Origin of the sequence: Enterobacter chinensis (assembly GCF_034008295.1) — a bacterium.
GTDB lineage: Bacteria > Pseudomonadota > Gammaproteobacteria > Enterobacterales > Enterobacteriaceae > Enterobacter > Enterobacter chinensis.
In genome coordinates this window covers 509,015-523,906 of the sequence record NZ_JARDVI010000002.1, presented here as the reverse complement: position 1 = coordinate 523,906, position 14,892 = coordinate 509,015, and the positions used below count along the sequence as shown (strand labels likewise).

At 54.5% G+C, this 14,892-nt stretch carries 17 protein-coding genes; 6 read left to right on the top strand and 11 right to left on the bottom strand.

The window, feature by feature from the left end; genetic code table 11:
* Nucleotides 1–22 precede the first annotated feature (22 nt).
* A complete protein-coding gene (gene mtnK, locus PYW49_RS07465; RefSeq protein WP_320386096.1) occupies nt 23–1,222 on the bottom strand; it encodes an S-methyl-5-thioribose kinase in 1,200 nt (399 codons plus the stop codon).
* A 104-nt stretch (nt 1,223–1,326) separates the two neighbouring features.
* Here mtnK and mtnA point away from each other — a divergent pair, with 104 nt between their 5' ends.
* Nucleotides 1,327–2,343, top strand: coding sequence for an S-methyl-5-thioribose-1-phosphate isomerase (mtnA, locus tag PYW49_RS07460; RefSeq protein WP_134348466.1), 1,017 nt, complete (start codon nt 1,327–1,329; stop codon nt 2,341–2,343).
* 42 nt (nt 2,344–2,385) lie between these two features.
* A complete protein-coding gene (locus tag PYW49_RS07455; RefSeq protein ID WP_134348465.1) occupies nt 2,386–2,856 on the top strand; it encodes an SRPBCC family protein in 471 nt (156 codons plus the stop codon).
* 53 nt (nt 2,857–2,909) lie between these two features.
* Here PYW49_RS07455 and PYW49_RS07450 read toward each other — a convergent pair whose 3' ends face one another.
* Genes PYW49_RS07450 through PYW49_RS07440 form a run of 3 tightly spaced genes read right to left on the bottom strand, consistent with a single transcriptional unit; the run spans nt 2,910 to nt 4,749 of the window.
* Entirely contained in the window at nt 2,910–3,452 is a 543-nt protein-coding gene (locus PYW49_RS07450; RefSeq protein ID WP_134348464.1) for a 1,2-dihydroxy-3-keto-5-methylthiopentene dioxygenase, read from the bottom strand.
* Nucleotides 3,449–4,138: an acireductone synthase gene (gene mtnC, locus PYW49_RS07445; RefSeq protein ID WP_134348463.1), complete on the bottom strand. Its 690-nt coding sequence runs from the start codon at nt 4,136–4,138 to the stop codon at nt 3,449–3,451. Before mtnC ends, PYW49_RS07450 begins: the two co-directional genes overlap by 4 nt.
* Entirely contained in the window at nt 4,135–4,749 is a 615-nt protein-coding gene (locus PYW49_RS07440) for a methylthioribulose 1-phosphate dehydratase (protein ID WP_320386095.1), read from the bottom strand. Before PYW49_RS07440 ends, mtnC begins: the two co-directional genes overlap by 4 nt.
* 123 nt (nt 4,750–4,872) lie before the next feature.
* On the opposite strand from PYW49_RS07440, the gene PYW49_RS07435 reads away from it, so the two are divergent.
* Nucleotides 4,873–6,033: a pyridoxal phosphate-dependent aminotransferase gene (locus tag PYW49_RS07435; RefSeq protein WP_134348461.1), complete on the top strand. Its 1,161-nt coding sequence runs from the start codon at nt 4,873–4,875 to the stop codon at nt 6,031–6,033.
* Here PYW49_RS07435 and PYW49_RS07430 read toward each other — a convergent pair whose 3' ends face one another.
* The 3 genes from PYW49_RS07430 to citR all read right to left on the bottom strand — a co-directional run bounded on the left by PYW49_RS07430 (nt 6,034) and on the right by citR (nt 8,940).
* Complete coding sequence (locus PYW49_RS07430; RefSeq protein WP_320386094.1) at nt 6,034–6,660, bottom strand: IbrB-like domain-containing protein; 627 nt, start codon at nt 6,658–6,660, stop codon at nt 6,034–6,036.
* Nucleotides 6,645–7,868: a phosphoadenosine phosphosulfate reductase gene (locus PYW49_RS07425; RefSeq protein ID WP_320386093.1), complete on the bottom strand. Its 1,224-nt coding sequence runs from the start codon at nt 7,866–7,868 to the stop codon at nt 6,645–6,647. The genes PYW49_RS07430 and PYW49_RS07425 overlap by 16 nt, the downstream gene beginning before the upstream one ends.
* 172 nt (nt 7,869–8,040) lie before the next feature.
* A complete protein-coding gene (gene citR, locus PYW49_RS07420) occupies nt 8,041–8,940 on the bottom strand; it encodes a DNA-binding transcriptional repressor CitR (RefSeq protein WP_320386092.1) in 900 nt (299 codons plus the stop codon).
* Nucleotides 8,941–9,582: 642 nt separating this feature from the next.
* On the opposite strand from citR, the gene ahpC reads away from it, so the two are divergent.
* On the top strand, nt 9,583–10,146 hold the full coding sequence (gene ahpC, locus PYW49_RS07415; protein WP_008501015.1) for an alkyl hydroperoxide reductase subunit C: 564 nt from the start codon (nt 9,583–9,585) through the stop codon (nt 10,144–10,146).
* A 188-nt stretch (nt 10,147–10,334) separates the two neighbouring features.
* Nucleotides 10,335–11,900 carry an alkyl hydroperoxide reductase subunit F gene (gene ahpF, locus PYW49_RS07410; protein ID WP_134348457.1) on the top strand — a complete coding sequence of 522 codons (1,566 nt, stop codon included), beginning with the start codon at nt 10,335–10,337 and terminating at the stop codon, nt 11,898–11,900.
* A 60-nt stretch (nt 11,901–11,960) separates the two neighbouring features.
* Here the strand turns inward: ahpF and uspG are convergent, their stop codons facing one another.
* From uspG to rnk, 3 genes are all read right to left on the bottom strand, one after another.
* Nucleotides 11,961–12,389, bottom strand: a complete 429-nt coding sequence (gene uspG, locus PYW49_RS07405; RefSeq protein WP_023310731.1) for a universal stress protein UspG — start codon at nt 12,387–12,389, stop codon at nt 11,961–11,963.
* Nucleotides 12,390–12,545: 156 nt separating this feature from the next.
* Nucleotides 12,546–12,635, bottom strand: coding sequence for a small membrane protein YldA (yldA, locus tag PYW49_RS07400; protein WP_286164258.1), 90 nt, complete (start codon nt 12,633–12,635; stop codon nt 12,546–12,548).
* Nucleotides 12,636–12,774: 139 nt separating this feature from the next.
* Nucleotides 12,775–13,185 (bottom strand): nucleoside diphosphate kinase regulator, encoded by a 411-nt coding sequence (rnk, locus tag PYW49_RS07395; protein ID WP_032641735.1) that lies wholly within the window; start codon nt 13,183–13,185, stop codon nt 12,775–12,777.
* A 244-nt stretch (nt 13,186–13,429) separates the two neighbouring features.
* Here rnk and PYW49_RS07390 point away from each other — a divergent pair, with 244 nt between their 5' ends.
* Complete coding sequence (locus tag PYW49_RS07390; protein WP_320386091.1) at nt 13,430–14,047, top strand: flavin reductase family protein; 618 nt, start codon at nt 13,430–13,432, stop codon at nt 14,045–14,047.
* Here the strand turns inward: PYW49_RS07390 and rna are convergent.
* On the bottom strand, nt 14,041–14,850 hold the full coding sequence (rna, locus tag PYW49_RS07385) for a ribonuclease I (protein ID WP_134348455.1): 810 nt from the start codon (nt 14,848–14,850) through the stop codon (nt 14,041–14,043). The genes PYW49_RS07390 and rna overlap by 7 nt on opposite strands.
* Between the last annotated feature and the right edge of the window lie 42 nt (nt 14,851–14,892).

Sequence of the window (14,892 nt, the reverse complement as noted above, 5' to 3'; positions counted from 1 at the left end):
CCACCGGGCACAAAGCCGGCACTCAGCTGTACTGACGCACCCTTGCCACCAGCTCTTCCGCGCTGTCGATACGGTCGGCAATAACAATCAGCGCCTTGCCGAGCGTAATGGCGTGGCGCAGGCATTCGTGGCGCATGGCGTCGTCCTGAATGGTGTCGATATCCGCCACGTGAGAAAGCCCCACGCTGCGGCGAATCAGCTCGGTACCGCAGAAGCCGATAGCATCGTGCCAGACCTTTTTCAGAAACGCGGAGGCGTAGCCTGGTGCGCTGAGCGCCGTATCGCGCGTTTTTTCGTTTGCCAGCGTCTGGAAGCGTTCCGCGAAGGTGTTCCAGAGCTCCTGAATATCGGTCAGGCGCTGCTCGCGTGCGGCGGCAGCATCGCGAATGCCCAGATGTCCCGGCAGGCCGCAGAAATTGAGCAACAGGTTGCCGATGGCGGTGCCCACGTCAAAGCCAATCGGACCGACGTAGCCGAACTCGGCATCGATGGCCTTCAGGCTGCCGTCGGCTACGAAAATTGAACCGCTGTGAATATCGCCGTGCAGGAGTGCTTCGGCGTGCGAGAAGAAGCGATGCTTCAGGGAGGCCACGGCAATCTTCAGCTGGACGTCGTCGCGCAGGGCGGCAACATCGTTTTCCAGCTCGGCCGGGTAGCTGTTGCGCTCGTGGATCTGGTACGGATCGTTAAAGAACAGATCTTCGGTGATCTCGCACATCTCCGGGTTGATGAATTTTGCCACCTGCGTTTTTTTCTCGTGCGGGTGCAGGTAGAAATCGCTGGTGTGGAACAGCGCGTGAGCGAGGTATTCGCCCAGCTGCTGCGCCGCCTGCGGGTAGTAAATGTTGTTGATAAGCTCGCCGCGCCAGATGCGATGGCTGGAGAGGTCTTCCATCACCATCACCGCCAGTTCCGGGTCATAGTGGTGGATTTTCACGGTGTGCTGCGGGCTGTGCTGGTAATGTTCGACCAGCGTTTGCGCCTCAAGACGGGCGCGGTCCAGCGTCAGCGGCCAGGACTCGCCGACGCAGCGCACGTAGGGCAGCGCCTGCTTGACGATGATGCGGCTCACGCCTGCGCTGTCGAATATTTTAAACACCAGATTGAGGTTACCGTCGCCCACCTCCTGCGCCTCCACCAGCGATGAAGGATCGTCAAGGCCGCCGAACTGCTTTGCATATTCCACGGCGTCCTGGGCGGTAAAGGTACGGTATTGCGACATGGCCTGTTCCTCACGGGTTTGCTAATAAAGACATGTAGACGTCTATACATCTGGATTTCATCCTGACACAATGTGCTACAACAACGCAACAGGGAATTAACGACATGCAGACATTACAGACGACCAGCCTGCGGGTGACGGAAAACCAGCTCTTTATTCTCGACCAGCAGGCCCTTCCGCAGGAGAAACGCTGGCTGGACGCCTCTACCGTAGAGGCGCTGGTGGGGCATATTCACGCCCTGCGGGTGCGCGGCGCGCCGCTGATTGGTCTCTCTGCAAGCCTGCTGCTGGCGCTGCTGGCGGAAAGCGGTAAAAGCCGCGACGAGCTGGCCGTGGCGCTGGACACCCTGCGCGCCTCTCGCCCCACGGCCGTGAACCTGATGAACAACCTCGACCGCATGAAGCTGGCGCTGTGGCAGGAAGATTTCGTTCCGGCACTGACTGCAGAAGCGCTGCGTCTGATTGACGAAGATAAACAGCTATGCGACGCGATTGCGAAAGCCGGTAGCGCGCTGGTAAAACCCGGCAGCCGTCTGCTCACCCACTGCAACACCGGCGGGCTGGCAACCGCGGGTGTTGGTACCGCGCTGGGCGTTATTGCCCGTGCGCATCAGGAAGGAAACGTCAGCAACGTCTGGGTGGATGAAACCCGTCCGCTGCTGCAGGGGGGCAGGCTGACCGCATGGGAACTTGGTGAGCTGGGCGTTCCGTATCAGCTCATCACCGATTCCATGGCTGCCAGCCTGATGGCAAAAGGACAGGTCGACGCCGTATGGGTGGGCGCAGACCGTATTGCCGCTAACGGCGATGTGGCGAATAAAATTGGAACCTACTCGCTGGCGGTGCTGGCGAAATTCCACGGCATTCCGTTCTACGTCGCCGCGCCGCATACCACGCTCGACCCGGACTGCCCGAACGGCGACGCGATCCCGATTGAGCAGCGTGCGGCCAGTGAAGTGACGGGCGTGGCGGGAAGCTTTGGCGCGGTGCAATGGGCACCGGAGAACGCACGGGTCTATAACCCGGCCTTTGACGTCACGCCTGCCTCGCTAATTAGCGGCTGGGTACTGGATACGGGCGTGGTCACGCCGCAAGAGGTGGCAAACGGGAAATTCGCCTGAGTCCGGCTATCCTTTAAGGGGTTCCCCTGAGAGGACAACATCGTGACGCTCGATCCTGAAACTGACTTAAAACTGGAGCGCGTGGTGGATGCACCGCGCGACCTGCTGTGGCTGTGCTGGACCACGCCGGAACATATCAAAAACTTTTTCATTCCTGCTCCCCATAAGGTGACCGAGTGCGACCTCGACCTGCGCGTGGGCGGGCGGTTCAACACCGTCTTTGAGGTAGACGGTCAGCGGATGGATAACCGCGGTGTCTTCCTTGAAATCGATCCCGGCAAAAAGCTGGTCTTTACCGACGGTTATACCGAAGGCTGGAAACCGGCCGAAAAGCCGTTTATGACGGCGATTTTACTGCTGGAAGATGTGGGGGAGGGGAAGACTCGCTATACGGCGATTGCGCGCCATCCAACGAAGGACATCCGCGAGCAGCATGAACAGATGGGCTTTCACGAAGGGTGGGGCATTGTGCTGGATCAGCTGGTGGGGTATGTGAAGGGATTGAAGGGGTAATGCGCGCTGATGCCCTCACCCCAGCCCTCTCCCACAGGGAGAGGGAGAAAGGATCAGGCCAAGCGGGGATACGCATCCGCAATTGCATCACCGGTAAACTGGGCCACCCAGCCTTCCGGGTTGTCGAAAATACGAATGGCCGTAAAGTTTGGCTCTGAGCCCATATCAAACCAGTGCGGCGTGCCCGCCGGCACGGAAATCAGGTCGTTTTTTTCGCACAGGACCTGATACACCTCATCGCCAATGTGCAGGCAGAACAATCCCGCGCCTTCCACGAAAAAGCGCACTTCATCTTCGCCGTGGGTGTGCTCGTTCAGGAATTTTGCGCGCAGCGCTTCTTTCTGCGGGTTGTCTGCGCGCAGGCTGATCACGTCCCAGCTCTGGTACCCTTTTTCCGCCACCAGTTTATCGATAGCATGCTGATAGGCTTCGATCACCGCCTCTGGCGCAGGATCCTGGCCTAAATCGCGATCGGCCGCCCAGCGTTCAAACCGCACGCCTTTGGCGTTGAGCTGTTGGGCGATTTCGGCGGCGTTGGTGCTGTGCCACTGGTATTGACTGGCGTCTTTATCAGAATAAATAGTCAATGCGCTCATGAAGGGATCTGCTCCGGGTTAATCTCGTCAAACTGGTGGATCTGATGGTGGTGGCTTGCGCCGTCATCATCACCGCGAATCAGCTGCAGGGTGCGAAAACCTGCCTGTTCAGCCGCGTCCAGCTCCTGATGAATATCCGACAGGAACAGGATCTGCGACGGGGCAATGCCCGTGTGTGCCGCAATGTTCTGATAAGACTGCACCTCGCGCTTGGCGCCGATGTGGGTATCAAAATAGCCGCTGAACAGATGAGTAATATCACCTTCGTCGCTGTAGCCAAATAACAGTTTCTGCGCAGCGACGGAGCCAGAGGAATAAACATAGAGATCAATGCCTTGCGCTTTCCATTTTTCCAGCGCTGGCAGCACGTCCGGGTAGAGGTGGCCGGTAAAGTCGCCGTTCACGTAGCCGTCCTGCCAGATAATTCCCTGAAGGGCCTTCAGCGCCGTGGATTTACGATCTTCATCCATAAAGGTGAACAGCGTATTGATAAGGTCGCTGACGCTGGCGTGTGGAGCGTTAATTTCTTCACGCAGGTTGTCCAGAATGGATTTGACCGGCTCGGCGTACTGCTGGGCGGTAACAAAAGCCGCCAGTCGCTCACGCGCGTAGGGGAACAAAACGTCATGGACAAAACGAATATCGCTGGTGGTCCCTTCAATATCCGTCACAATCGCGCGAATCATACTCTCTCCAGTTGTCGTAAACGCATTTCGCATTCAAATAAGAATTCTAGTCCTTCCAGATGACGGCGGGCTTCGGCCACATTGCGTCCCCAGCAGGTTAAGCCATGACCGCGCAGAAGAAAACCATAATTAAGCGGGCGTTCCTGGGCGTAATGGGCGATTCGCGAGGCGAGGGCGTCGATATCCTGGTCGTTATCAAACACCGGGATAGCCACCGTATCCTGATGCGTGGTCTGCCCGGTGAGGGATTTTTGCATCTCGAAGCCGCTGATGTTCAGTTCAGCCTCTTTCACCAGACGTGACAGCACCGTCGCGTTCACCGTGTGAACGTGCAGGACGGCATTGGCCTCCGGGAACAGACGATAAATGAGGGTGTGTAGCCCGGTCTCCGCCGAGGGCGTGCGGCCAGACGGTGCACGGTTGGTGGCGATCTCCACCTGCAGAAAATCCTTCGTTGTCAGGCTGCCTTTGTCTTTACCGGATTCGCTGAGCCAGCAGAGGTGTTCATCCTGACGTACCGACATGTTGCCGCCGGTGGCGGGGGCCCAGCCTTTGGCGCCAATCCAGCGGCAGGCGTCGACCAGATGCGTGAGTTGCAGGTTGTCTGTCATTTTCCTTTTACCCTCTCGGCCAGGAATATTGATATGGTTTAGACGTCTAAGCGTCTTGATTGCCAAAGACTAACATCGTGTTATAGTGGCAGCAACATAAGTATTACAAGCAGGCACAACACAATGAGTAATAACGCATTGATTCCGCAGAGTAAACTTCCCAACCTCGGTACGACTATCTTTACGCAGATGAGCGCCCTGGCGCAGCAGCACAATGCGATAAACCTCTCGCAGGGGTTCCCGGATTTTGACGGACCGTCATATTTGCAGGAGCGCCTGGCGTACCACGTTGCGCAGGGGGCGAATCAGTACGCACCGATGACCGGCGTGCTGGCGCTGCGGGAAGCCATTGCGGACAAAACGGCGGAGCTGTATGGCTATAAGCCCGATGCGAACACCGACATTACGGTGACGGCAGGGGCAACCGAAGCGCTGTATGCGGCCATTACTGCGCTGGTGCGCGCGGGTGATGAGGTCATCTGCTTTGACCCGAGCTACGACAGCTATGCGCCTGCGGTTGAACTTTCCGGCGGCGTGGTGAAACGCGTGGCGTTACAGCCACCGCATTTCCGTCCTGACTGGCAGGCGTTCGCCGCACTGCTGAGTGACAAAACCCGTCTGGTGATTCTGAATACCCCGCACAACCCGTCCGCTACGGTGTGGCAGAAAGCCGATTTCGCCGCGCTGTGGCAGGCTATTGCTGAACGTGAAATTTATGTCCTGAGCGACGAAGTGTACGAGCATATCTGCTTTGCAAAGGATGGGCACGCCAGCGTGCTGGCCCATCCGCAGCTTCGCGAGCGGGCTATCGCCGTGTCGTCATTTGGTAAAACCTATCATATGACCGGCTGGAAAGTGGGTTACGCCGTAGCGCCGGCTGCCATCAGCGCTGAACTGCGCAAAGTGCACCAGTACCTGACGTTTGCCGTGAATACGCCTGCCCAGCTGGCGCTGGCGGATATGCTGCGCGCGGAGCCCGGGCACTATCGCGAGCTGCCGCATTTCTACCGTGAACGACGGGATCTGTTTGTGTCTGCGCTGAGTCAAAGCCGTCTGGAGATCTTGCCTTCAGAGGGGACCTACTTCCTGCTGGTGGACTATAGCGCCATTTCCGATCTGGATGACGTCAGCTTCTGCCAGTGGTTGACCAAAGAGGTGGGCGTTGCGGCGATACCGCTCTCTGTTTTTTGCGCCGATCCCTTCCCGCATAAGCTGATTCGCCTCTGCTTTGCGAAACAGGAATCGACGCTGCTGGCGGCGGCAGAGCGCCTTAACGCGCTCTGATTATTTTACCGTCCAGGCTTCGGAGTAACGACGGTCTGTGAACAGTTCCAGCAGACCGTTGATTTGCTTGAGGCGCAGGACCTCGTCGCTGTCCATGCCCAGCTCCTTGCCGATTTTCTCGTCATTCCAGCCAAGCTGAGCCAGCTCGCGGACGATTTCGGACATCGCATTAATCTGATGTCGACCTCGCGCCCGGTTATGGCGGATGGTCGCCGCAATCCGGTCGAACTTTTTCTGCCGCTCTTTACGCAGGCAGGTGACCGGCAGGTAGCCTTTCAACTGGCGCTTTAATATCGCCCGGTTTGAACCAATTTCGTGGCGATGAAAACCGTCGACGATTTCATAATGCTGAGCGTCGTTTTCCGTCACCACGATGGGCTGGGTGAAGCCGTCCATCTCCAGCGATTTACAGAGCAACCGTTTTTCCGGCGGGGCGACGTTATTGGGGTTGTAATCGTTAGCAGTAATCTCGTCCTGTTTGATCCACAGCACGCAGTCGACAGGCTGCTCGCGAAAAGGGCTATTTTCATGGATGGCCTGGCGAAGGGCGTTGATGGCTTCAATGCGTTGGTCTTCGGGTAGAGACTGAAGATAGCGCGCCATTTCGTTTATCAATCGTTGCTGCATAAGATCCCCCATTCCTTGCGTTTTGACTTTATCCGTTCGCTGTAACGTTGATAGTGCTTTGGTTTGTTAGGACTGAATGAAAGGGCACGACACCAGTAGTCATTATTGAGTAATACCTTGGATACGCGTCGCCAGGACGGAATATCTTTTGCCCCGATATCGCCCTCCTGGGTGTCGGGAATATCGGCCATGCCTCTCTTCTGATACCAGTGCAAATAAATCGCGATTTTATTGCGGTAATGTTCCGCCGTGGTTTGCGGCATGCTGTCGAGCAGCAGCATGGCGTATTCGCGCCAGCTGAGCGTGTCGGGTTTAAGGATTTTACGGTGGCCATAAAAGTGATTGTCCTGGCCCGCGTAAATGCCGCCGCTGCGCACGCCGCTGGCGCGTTCGCACATCGCGGCCCAGCGGTCCGGCTCGACAACGTGATAAAGCCACAATCCCTGTCGCTGTTCCGGGCCAAAAGGTTCGCAGATGCGCATATAGCGCGGTGGCACGCCTGCCTGAAACATCAGGTCGTACAAGGGGTTATAGCTGGAGCCCGTTTTGGCAAACCATGTCCAGATGTCGGCGGTTTTCCAGTCGTAAAGCGGATAGACATACCAGGCGTGGCCGCCCGGGGCAACGGTGGTCCAGGGTTTGTCATCGGCAAAGCGTCGTTTACGCGCGTTAGCGATAGTCAAAAAACGATTGTAGGATTCATCGGCGCGAATGCCGACCATCATCGCGGCAGGGCGCTTTTGGGCAAACCAGTCAGAAAAGGCGCGGACAAAGGCTTCAAACGTCATGCCCGGCTGATAAAAGTCAAAATAATCAGGGTTGGTCACCGCCTCTATGGGGGGCTGACGAACCCAGTTTTTGCCCGGCTCCCAGCACTGCCATTCGGGCTGAAATTGTGAGAGCGCGTTTTGCGTGGTCAGCGGCAGGGCCACCCACCAGCTTTTCTCAATAACATCAGCGTATTGCGCGATCATGTTATTCACATGCTCAATAGTGCAGGTGAACTGTGCTTCCCAGTCGATAAAGAGTAAATGAATTTTCTTTCCCATTTTTCGGGCCTGCCGGGCCGTTAAATGGAGCATGATGGTGGAATCTTTTCCCCCAGAAAACGACACACAGACCCTGGGTAAATGCTCAAGAGCCCAGGTAATGCGCTCTGTCGCTGCCTCAAGGACATTTTGATTAAGCGGATACTTATACATTGACATAGCCAAACTCCTCCCTGGATATAAATACCGGATGGGTGTCAATAATGGCGAGAGGATAATAGTAGTGAAAAATAATAGCAGGTAAATGAAAAAGAGAAATGTTTTTATTATCTATAAATGAGAGTTATCTTTTAACAAAAAAGGAGGCTGTGGGAAACACAGCCTTTTATCTTTATTTTTCTGCAATTTGTTCAATAAAGGTCGAGAAAACCGAACTGTTAAGCGCTGAGCGGTTATAAATCATAAACACCTCCAGAGGAGGAAGCGTAAAAGGCGCATCTATTTTTTTTAATCTCAGTACGTCTTTGTATTTTTCATACAGGACTTCTGGCACATAGCCGATTAAATGTGAGGCGCTGATCATCGCGAGAAGGGTGAATATGGAGTCACAGCGAAAACCGATGTTTTTTTCTGCGTGCACTTTTGCCGCCATGGACTGGTAGTTCTTCACGCCGGGTTCATCGCTGAGGAATATCGTAAATTTCTCCTCCTGCAGCTCTTCCATCGTGGCCACCTCTTTCATGCGCGGATGATCCTGACTGCACACCAGCAGCATGGAATAGGTTGCATAAGGGACACACACCATTGAACGGTTGTTAACCGCCGCCATAGAGAAAATCAGATCCGCTTTACGGTACGCCAGCAGGTCTTCTGCGGAATCAGCCGTCAGCAGCATATCGTGAAGTTCTATCTGATAATTATGATTTCTCATCAATAGCTTAAGCGGGGAAAGCAAATTATCCGTTGTCAGGATCTGAGGACTATAAACGACAAAATTCTTTTGTAGCGCAGACGCATTCATGATGTTAATCGTCTGCTCAAGTTGATTGAGGTTTTGCTCAAGATGATGGTGAAGATTGACGCCCACCGTGGTGGGGGTAATGCCTTTTCCCGAACGTATAAAGAGAGGATCGCTGAGCTGGTTGCGCAGCCGCTGCAGAGATTGACTGACCGCCGACGGTGTAATGTAGAGCGTTTCTGCTGCCTTACTGATGCTCAGGTGCTGGTAGATACATTCGAAAATGACCAGCAGGTTGAGATCGAATTTTTTGAGGTCGTAAAGATTTGCCATGTTTCATCCTGAGTGCGCTGCGGTGCGTTATCACATCACTGATAACTATAGAACTAAGTTAACTATTTACCATCCATGATAGTTAACTAACTTAATTGTTATTGAAAACCAGCTTAATATATCACGAACGTAGATTAATGAAATAGAGCTTCAATAATGCTTAAGGTATTTTTATCTTTAAAAGAGAAAATAAAATTGAATAAAAATAGTTTAATTTATATATCGACAAGGAATTATCACGCATTTCTATTTTTAATGCCCGGTTGCGATGACGATGATGCCACCTGCACCGTTTGGTAAAACCTATCACAGCCATAGATAAGATTACCCCTTGCATCCATTGCCCTGCGTCAGTACGGGTGTTGTAATCAGTGGGCTGTTACGACCTTGATATAAAGGTATGTAGAGCGCAACGCAACGCCGGTAGTATTACCGGCACTGAAAGTTCCTGTGGAAAGTTCAGGTATCAGGGCCGCCCACCAGGGCGGCCTTTTTACTTTCGGGCTTTTGTTTATTCGGTTCACAACGGTGTCTTGTTCGGGTTGTTAGGTTTGGCTGATTGATTTGATAAAGCATACGCATTAGCCCCGATGAACAAAGTTGGTTACCTTACATCTCAACGAAAACACGGAGGAAGTACAGATGTCTTTGATTAATACCAAAATTAAACCTTTCAAAAACCAGGCGTTCAAAAACGGTGAGTTCATCGAAGTCACTGAGAAAGATACTGAAGGCCGCTGGAGCGTGTTCTTCTTCTATCCTGCTGACTTTACCTTCGTTTGCCCGACTGAACTGGGTGACGTGGCAGACCATTACGACGAACTGCAGAAGCTGGGCGTAGACGTTTACTCTGTGTCTACCGATACCCACTTCACGCACAAAGCATGGCACAGCAGCTCTGAAACCATCGCCAAAATTAAATACGCGATGATCGGTGACCCGACTGGCGCCCTGACCCGTAACTTCGACAACATGCGTGAAGATGAAGGCCTGGCAGACCGCGCGACCTTCGTCGTTGACCCGCAGGGCATTATCCAGGCTATCGAAGTTACCGCTGAAGGTATCGGCCGTGATGCTTCTGACCTGCTGCGTAAAGTGAAAGCGGCTCAGTATGTGGCTTCTCACCCAGGCGAAGTGTGCCCGGCAAAATGGAAAGAAGGCGAAGCGACTCTCGCTCCATCTTTAGACCTGGTCGGCAAGATCTAAGTCTGTAAAGCCTGGCGGCGCTGCGCTTGCACAGGCCTACAGTATCGTAGGCCGGGTAAACGAAGTGCCACCCGGCAATCAATGGGCGCCCCCCGCGCCCATTTCATTCCAGCACCATGATGCAAGTTGCATTCAGGCCGCCCGTAAAAGGCAGCTTGCATGATGACGTTTTAAGAGAGGGAAGAACAATGCTCGACACTACGATGAAAACCCAGCTCAAGGCCTACCTTGAGAAACTGACCAAACCTGTTGAGCTGATTGCCACGCTGGACGACAGCGCGAAATCGGCAGAAATCAAGGAGCTGCTGGCAGAGATCGCTGAACTGTCACCGAAAGTGACTTTCAAAGAAGATAATACGCTGGCAGTTCGTAAGCCTTCTTTCCTGATAACTAACCCAGGCTCTGACCAGGGACCGCGCTTTGCCGGTTCTCCGCTGGGGCATGAATTTACGTCGCTGGTGCTGGCGCTGCTGTGGACCGGCGGTCACCCGTCAAAAGAGGCGCAGGCGCTGCTGGAGCAGATCCGCGATATCGACGGCGATTTTGAGTTTGAGACCTATTATTCACTCTCCTGCCACAACTGCCCGGACGTGGTGCAGGCGCTGAACCTGATGTCGGTTCTGAACCCGCGTATCAAGCACACGGCGATTGACGGTGGCACCTTCCAGAATGAAATCACCGATCGCAACGTGATGGGCGTTCCGGCGGTCTACATGAACGGCAAAGAGTTTGGCCAGGGCCGTATGACCCTGACGGAAATCGTGGCCAAAGTGGACACCGGCGCTGAAAAACGTGCGGCAGAAGAGCTGAACAAACGTGATGCGTATGATGTCCTGATTGTCGGTTCCGGCCCTGCGGGTGCGGCGGCGGCAGTTTACTCCGCGCGTAAAGGTATCCGTACCGGCCTGATGGGCGAACGCTTTGGTGGCCAGGTGCTGGATACCGTGGACATCGAAAACTACATCTCTGTACCGAAAACGGAAGGTCAGAAACTGGCTGGCGCACTGAAAGCGCACGTCAGCGACTACGACGTGGACGTGATCGACAGCCAGAGCGCCAGCAAGCTGGTTCCGGCTGCGGTTGAGGGTGGTTTACACCAGATTGAAACCGCCTCCGGCGCGGTGCTGAAAGCGCGCAGCATTATCATTGCCACCGGCGCGAAATGGCGCAACATGAACGTCCCGGGTGAAGATCAATATCGCACCAAAGGCGTGACCTACTGTCCGCACTGCGACGGCCCGCTGTTCAAAGGTAAACGCGTGGCGGTGATTGGCGGCGGTAACTCCGGCGTGGAAGCGGCTATCGACCTCGCGGGCATCGTTGAACACGTCACTCTGCTGGAGTTCGCTCCAGAAATGAAAGCCGACCAGGTTCTGCAGGATAAAGTGCGCAGCTTGAAAAACGTCGATATCGTGCTGAACGCGCAGACCACGGAAGTGAAGGGCGACGGCAGCAAAGTGACGGGTCTGGAATACCGCGACCGCGTGAGTGGCGACGTTCACAGCGTTCAGCTTTCGGGGATTTTCGTGCAGATTGGTCTGCTGCCAAACACCACCTGGCTGGAAGGGGCGATTGAGCGCAACCGCATGGGCGAGATCATCATCGATGCGAAATGCGAAACCAGCGTGAAGGGCGTGTTTGCGGCCGGCGACTGTACCACCGTGCCGTACAAACAGATCATCATTGCCACCGGCGAAGGTGCGAAGGCGTCTCTGAGTTCGTTTGACTACCTGATTCGCACCAAAACCGCATAATAAAAGAAAGTAAGACGACATCTGCAATAGCAAGAGGCCACCGTAAGGTGGCCTCTTTTTTTATCTTACGACCATCACCGGTATGTGGGTGTGGCGGATGACGCTGGAGGCGTTAGACCCCAGCAGATGCGTAGTAATGGAAGGGTTGCGCGAACCGATGACCACCACGTCTGCTTTCAGCTCGTTCGCCAGTTCGTTTACCGCATCGCGTACGCTGCCAAATCTGACGTGCGTTTTGATGCGTGAAGGGTCGATGCTGAAATGGCTGACCATGGTTTGCAGGCGAGTTTCCGCTTCGTGCTGCAAGTGCTCCTCGAAGCGACGCACATCGGCTGCAAAGCGGTGAAGGCTCAGGCTGGCGGAACCCGGCAGGACGTGCAAAAGATGGATGACACCGTCCTGTTGCGCCAGGAACTCCGCATGGCGTACGGCCTTGTCGCTCAGCTCCATCTCAAAAACATCAACCGGCATAATGATTCTCTGATACATACCCGTTTCTCCTTGTTTATAAACGCTGAACTCATTCAACCACAAAATATAAATGGTTTCTGTAAGCTCCCCGGCAGTTTTCCTGTCTCGCCAGGATAAATCTCAAAAGAGCGCTTTTCCCGCAAAGCTTTTCCAGGAAGGGGTGAGGATGCGCACTCACCAGTGGCGTTCAAGGTAGATCACGGCCGTGACGATAATCGCCACAAAAATCAGAAAAATAAGTGTGATAGCCAGTATCTCACTCATGACCGTCCCCGCGGCACCAAAACAGATTAAGCGTGGATTAAGGTCTTTTCGCGCGATATAGGAAAATGGGGTGAATTTGCGGAAAGAGGATGCGGCAGCATCCTCTGTGCAAAGCGGGTGGGCGCTTGTTCAGAAGAGGTTAACGCAGGTAATCACCCGCGGCTTCTGGCTGATAAAGCAACGCCAGCACTTCCAGATGGGCAGAGGCGCCGCCCGGCAATTCCCAGTGGATGGTATCACCCGTGCGCAGCCCCAGCAGTGCGGCACCCACAGGAGCAAGGACAGAAAGCTGTGCGCTGCTGTCAGTCATCTGCGACGGGTAAACCAGTGTACGGGTCAGCTCTTCGCCGGTGGTCAGGTTGCGGAATTTTACCTGGCTGTTCATGGTGACCACGTCATGCGGCATCGACTCAGGGGTGCACATCTGCGCCCGGTCAAGCTCTTCATTCAGGGCGTCGGCCACCGGAAGTGAGGCAAATTCTGCTTTTTCCAGCAGCCTGTCGATACGTTCTGCGTCGAGCTCATTGATGATAATTGTAGGTCTGGACATTTTTACTCCATGTCGTTAATGCTGCGTGTCACGCAGAAACCAATCCAAAAGAAAACCCTCGCCGTCTGGCAGCGAGGGTTTAACTCTCCCGATGATACTGGCTGAGCGCGCAAGTTTGAAGTGATGAAGGTCACATTCATGGTCCATATGAATTTTCGCTGAAATTTATTCAGTCATCATTCCGGGCGGATTGCGTTACGCTGAGATCCTGAACCAGGGCGTTGCCCACCAACGAGAGAGAACTATGTACTTCTACCAACCGTCTCAGGGACACGGCCTGCCGCATGACCCGCTGAACGCCATTATTGGTCCACGCCCGATCGGCTGGATCTCCTCATGCGATAACGCCGGTCAGCTGAATCTCGCACCTTATAGCTTCTTTAACTGCTTTAACTATCGTCCGCCGATCATCGGTTTTTCCAGTAACGGCTGGAAGGACAGCGTGCGTAATATTACCGAAACAAAAGAGTTTGTCTGGAACCTGGCGACGCGCGATCTCGCACAAGCCATGAACCAAACCTCTGCAATGCTTCCCCACGACCGGGATGAATTTAGCTTTGCCGGGCTAACGCCAGCGGCCAGCCAGCTGGTTAAGGCGCCCCGTGTCGCAGAAAGTCCGGTGAATTTTGAGTGCCGCCTGTCGCAGTGCATTCAGCTTACCGGAGCCGACGGTACGCCGGTGGATACGTGGCTGGTGATGGGGGAAGTGGTCGGTATCCATATTGCCGAAACGCTGCTGGAAGAGGGGATATACCAGACGGCTAAAGCGCAGCCCATCCTGCGTGCGGGTGGGCCGACGGCTTACTACGGCATCAGCGACGAAAACCGGTTTGACATGGTACGTCCGACAGTGAGTCAGTAACCGGCTTTATCAATCACGAATTGTTTTCCGCAGTTACCCGGATGTGGCTGCGGTGCAAACGACGTTGCTGAAAGCGGATTATTAATGGTGTCTGCCTTCAGCGAAATTTGCATCTCGGTCAGATAAGCCGGATTGCCGTTGCAGGTCAGCTTGAACGCTTTGACATTTTCCCTGCCCCAGGTTTTGGCAACGGCACTGTCAAAGTCACTACGACTGACGGTTTTCCCATAGTTATCGGCGAGGAATTTACCGATCGCGCTGTTTTTAACTTCCTGATTCATCCGCACCATGGTGCCGAAATAGGCATCGGGATCAAAACCAAAGCAGACGCCATGTTTGGCATATTCGTAACGTTCCAGGCAGGAATTACCGCCCGCGCCAGGCATAACGCTGTTGAGCTTTGCGGCACCGGAAAGCGACAGTCCGGTTTCGGCGGCGGCACATTTGCGGCTGGCCTTCACTTCCGGCATGTTCGGGATCGGACGCGTGGCACAGCCAAAGCGCATCCAGCGACGTTCATCCACGCCGCGTGCGGCAATAGATTTCGGCAGGCCTGGCCATAATCCGTGCACGGTCAGAAAATCGGTTTTATTTTCGGCCTCTTTTTGCAGGCGACACTCGTCAGGTTCATTGCGGTTGCGCTCAACCATGCTTTGACAAAACCCGGTTTGCCAGGACAGAGCCAGCACATAGCGATCGAAATCGCCATACTGCGTTGCCTTGAGCGGTTCGGCCTGCGTGGAGAAGACACAGAGGGCAAGCGCCATTGCGCCAGATGGGATAACGATATCCTTCCTGAACATATGATTTCCTGATCGAATGAACACGATTAATTTCTGGAAGTT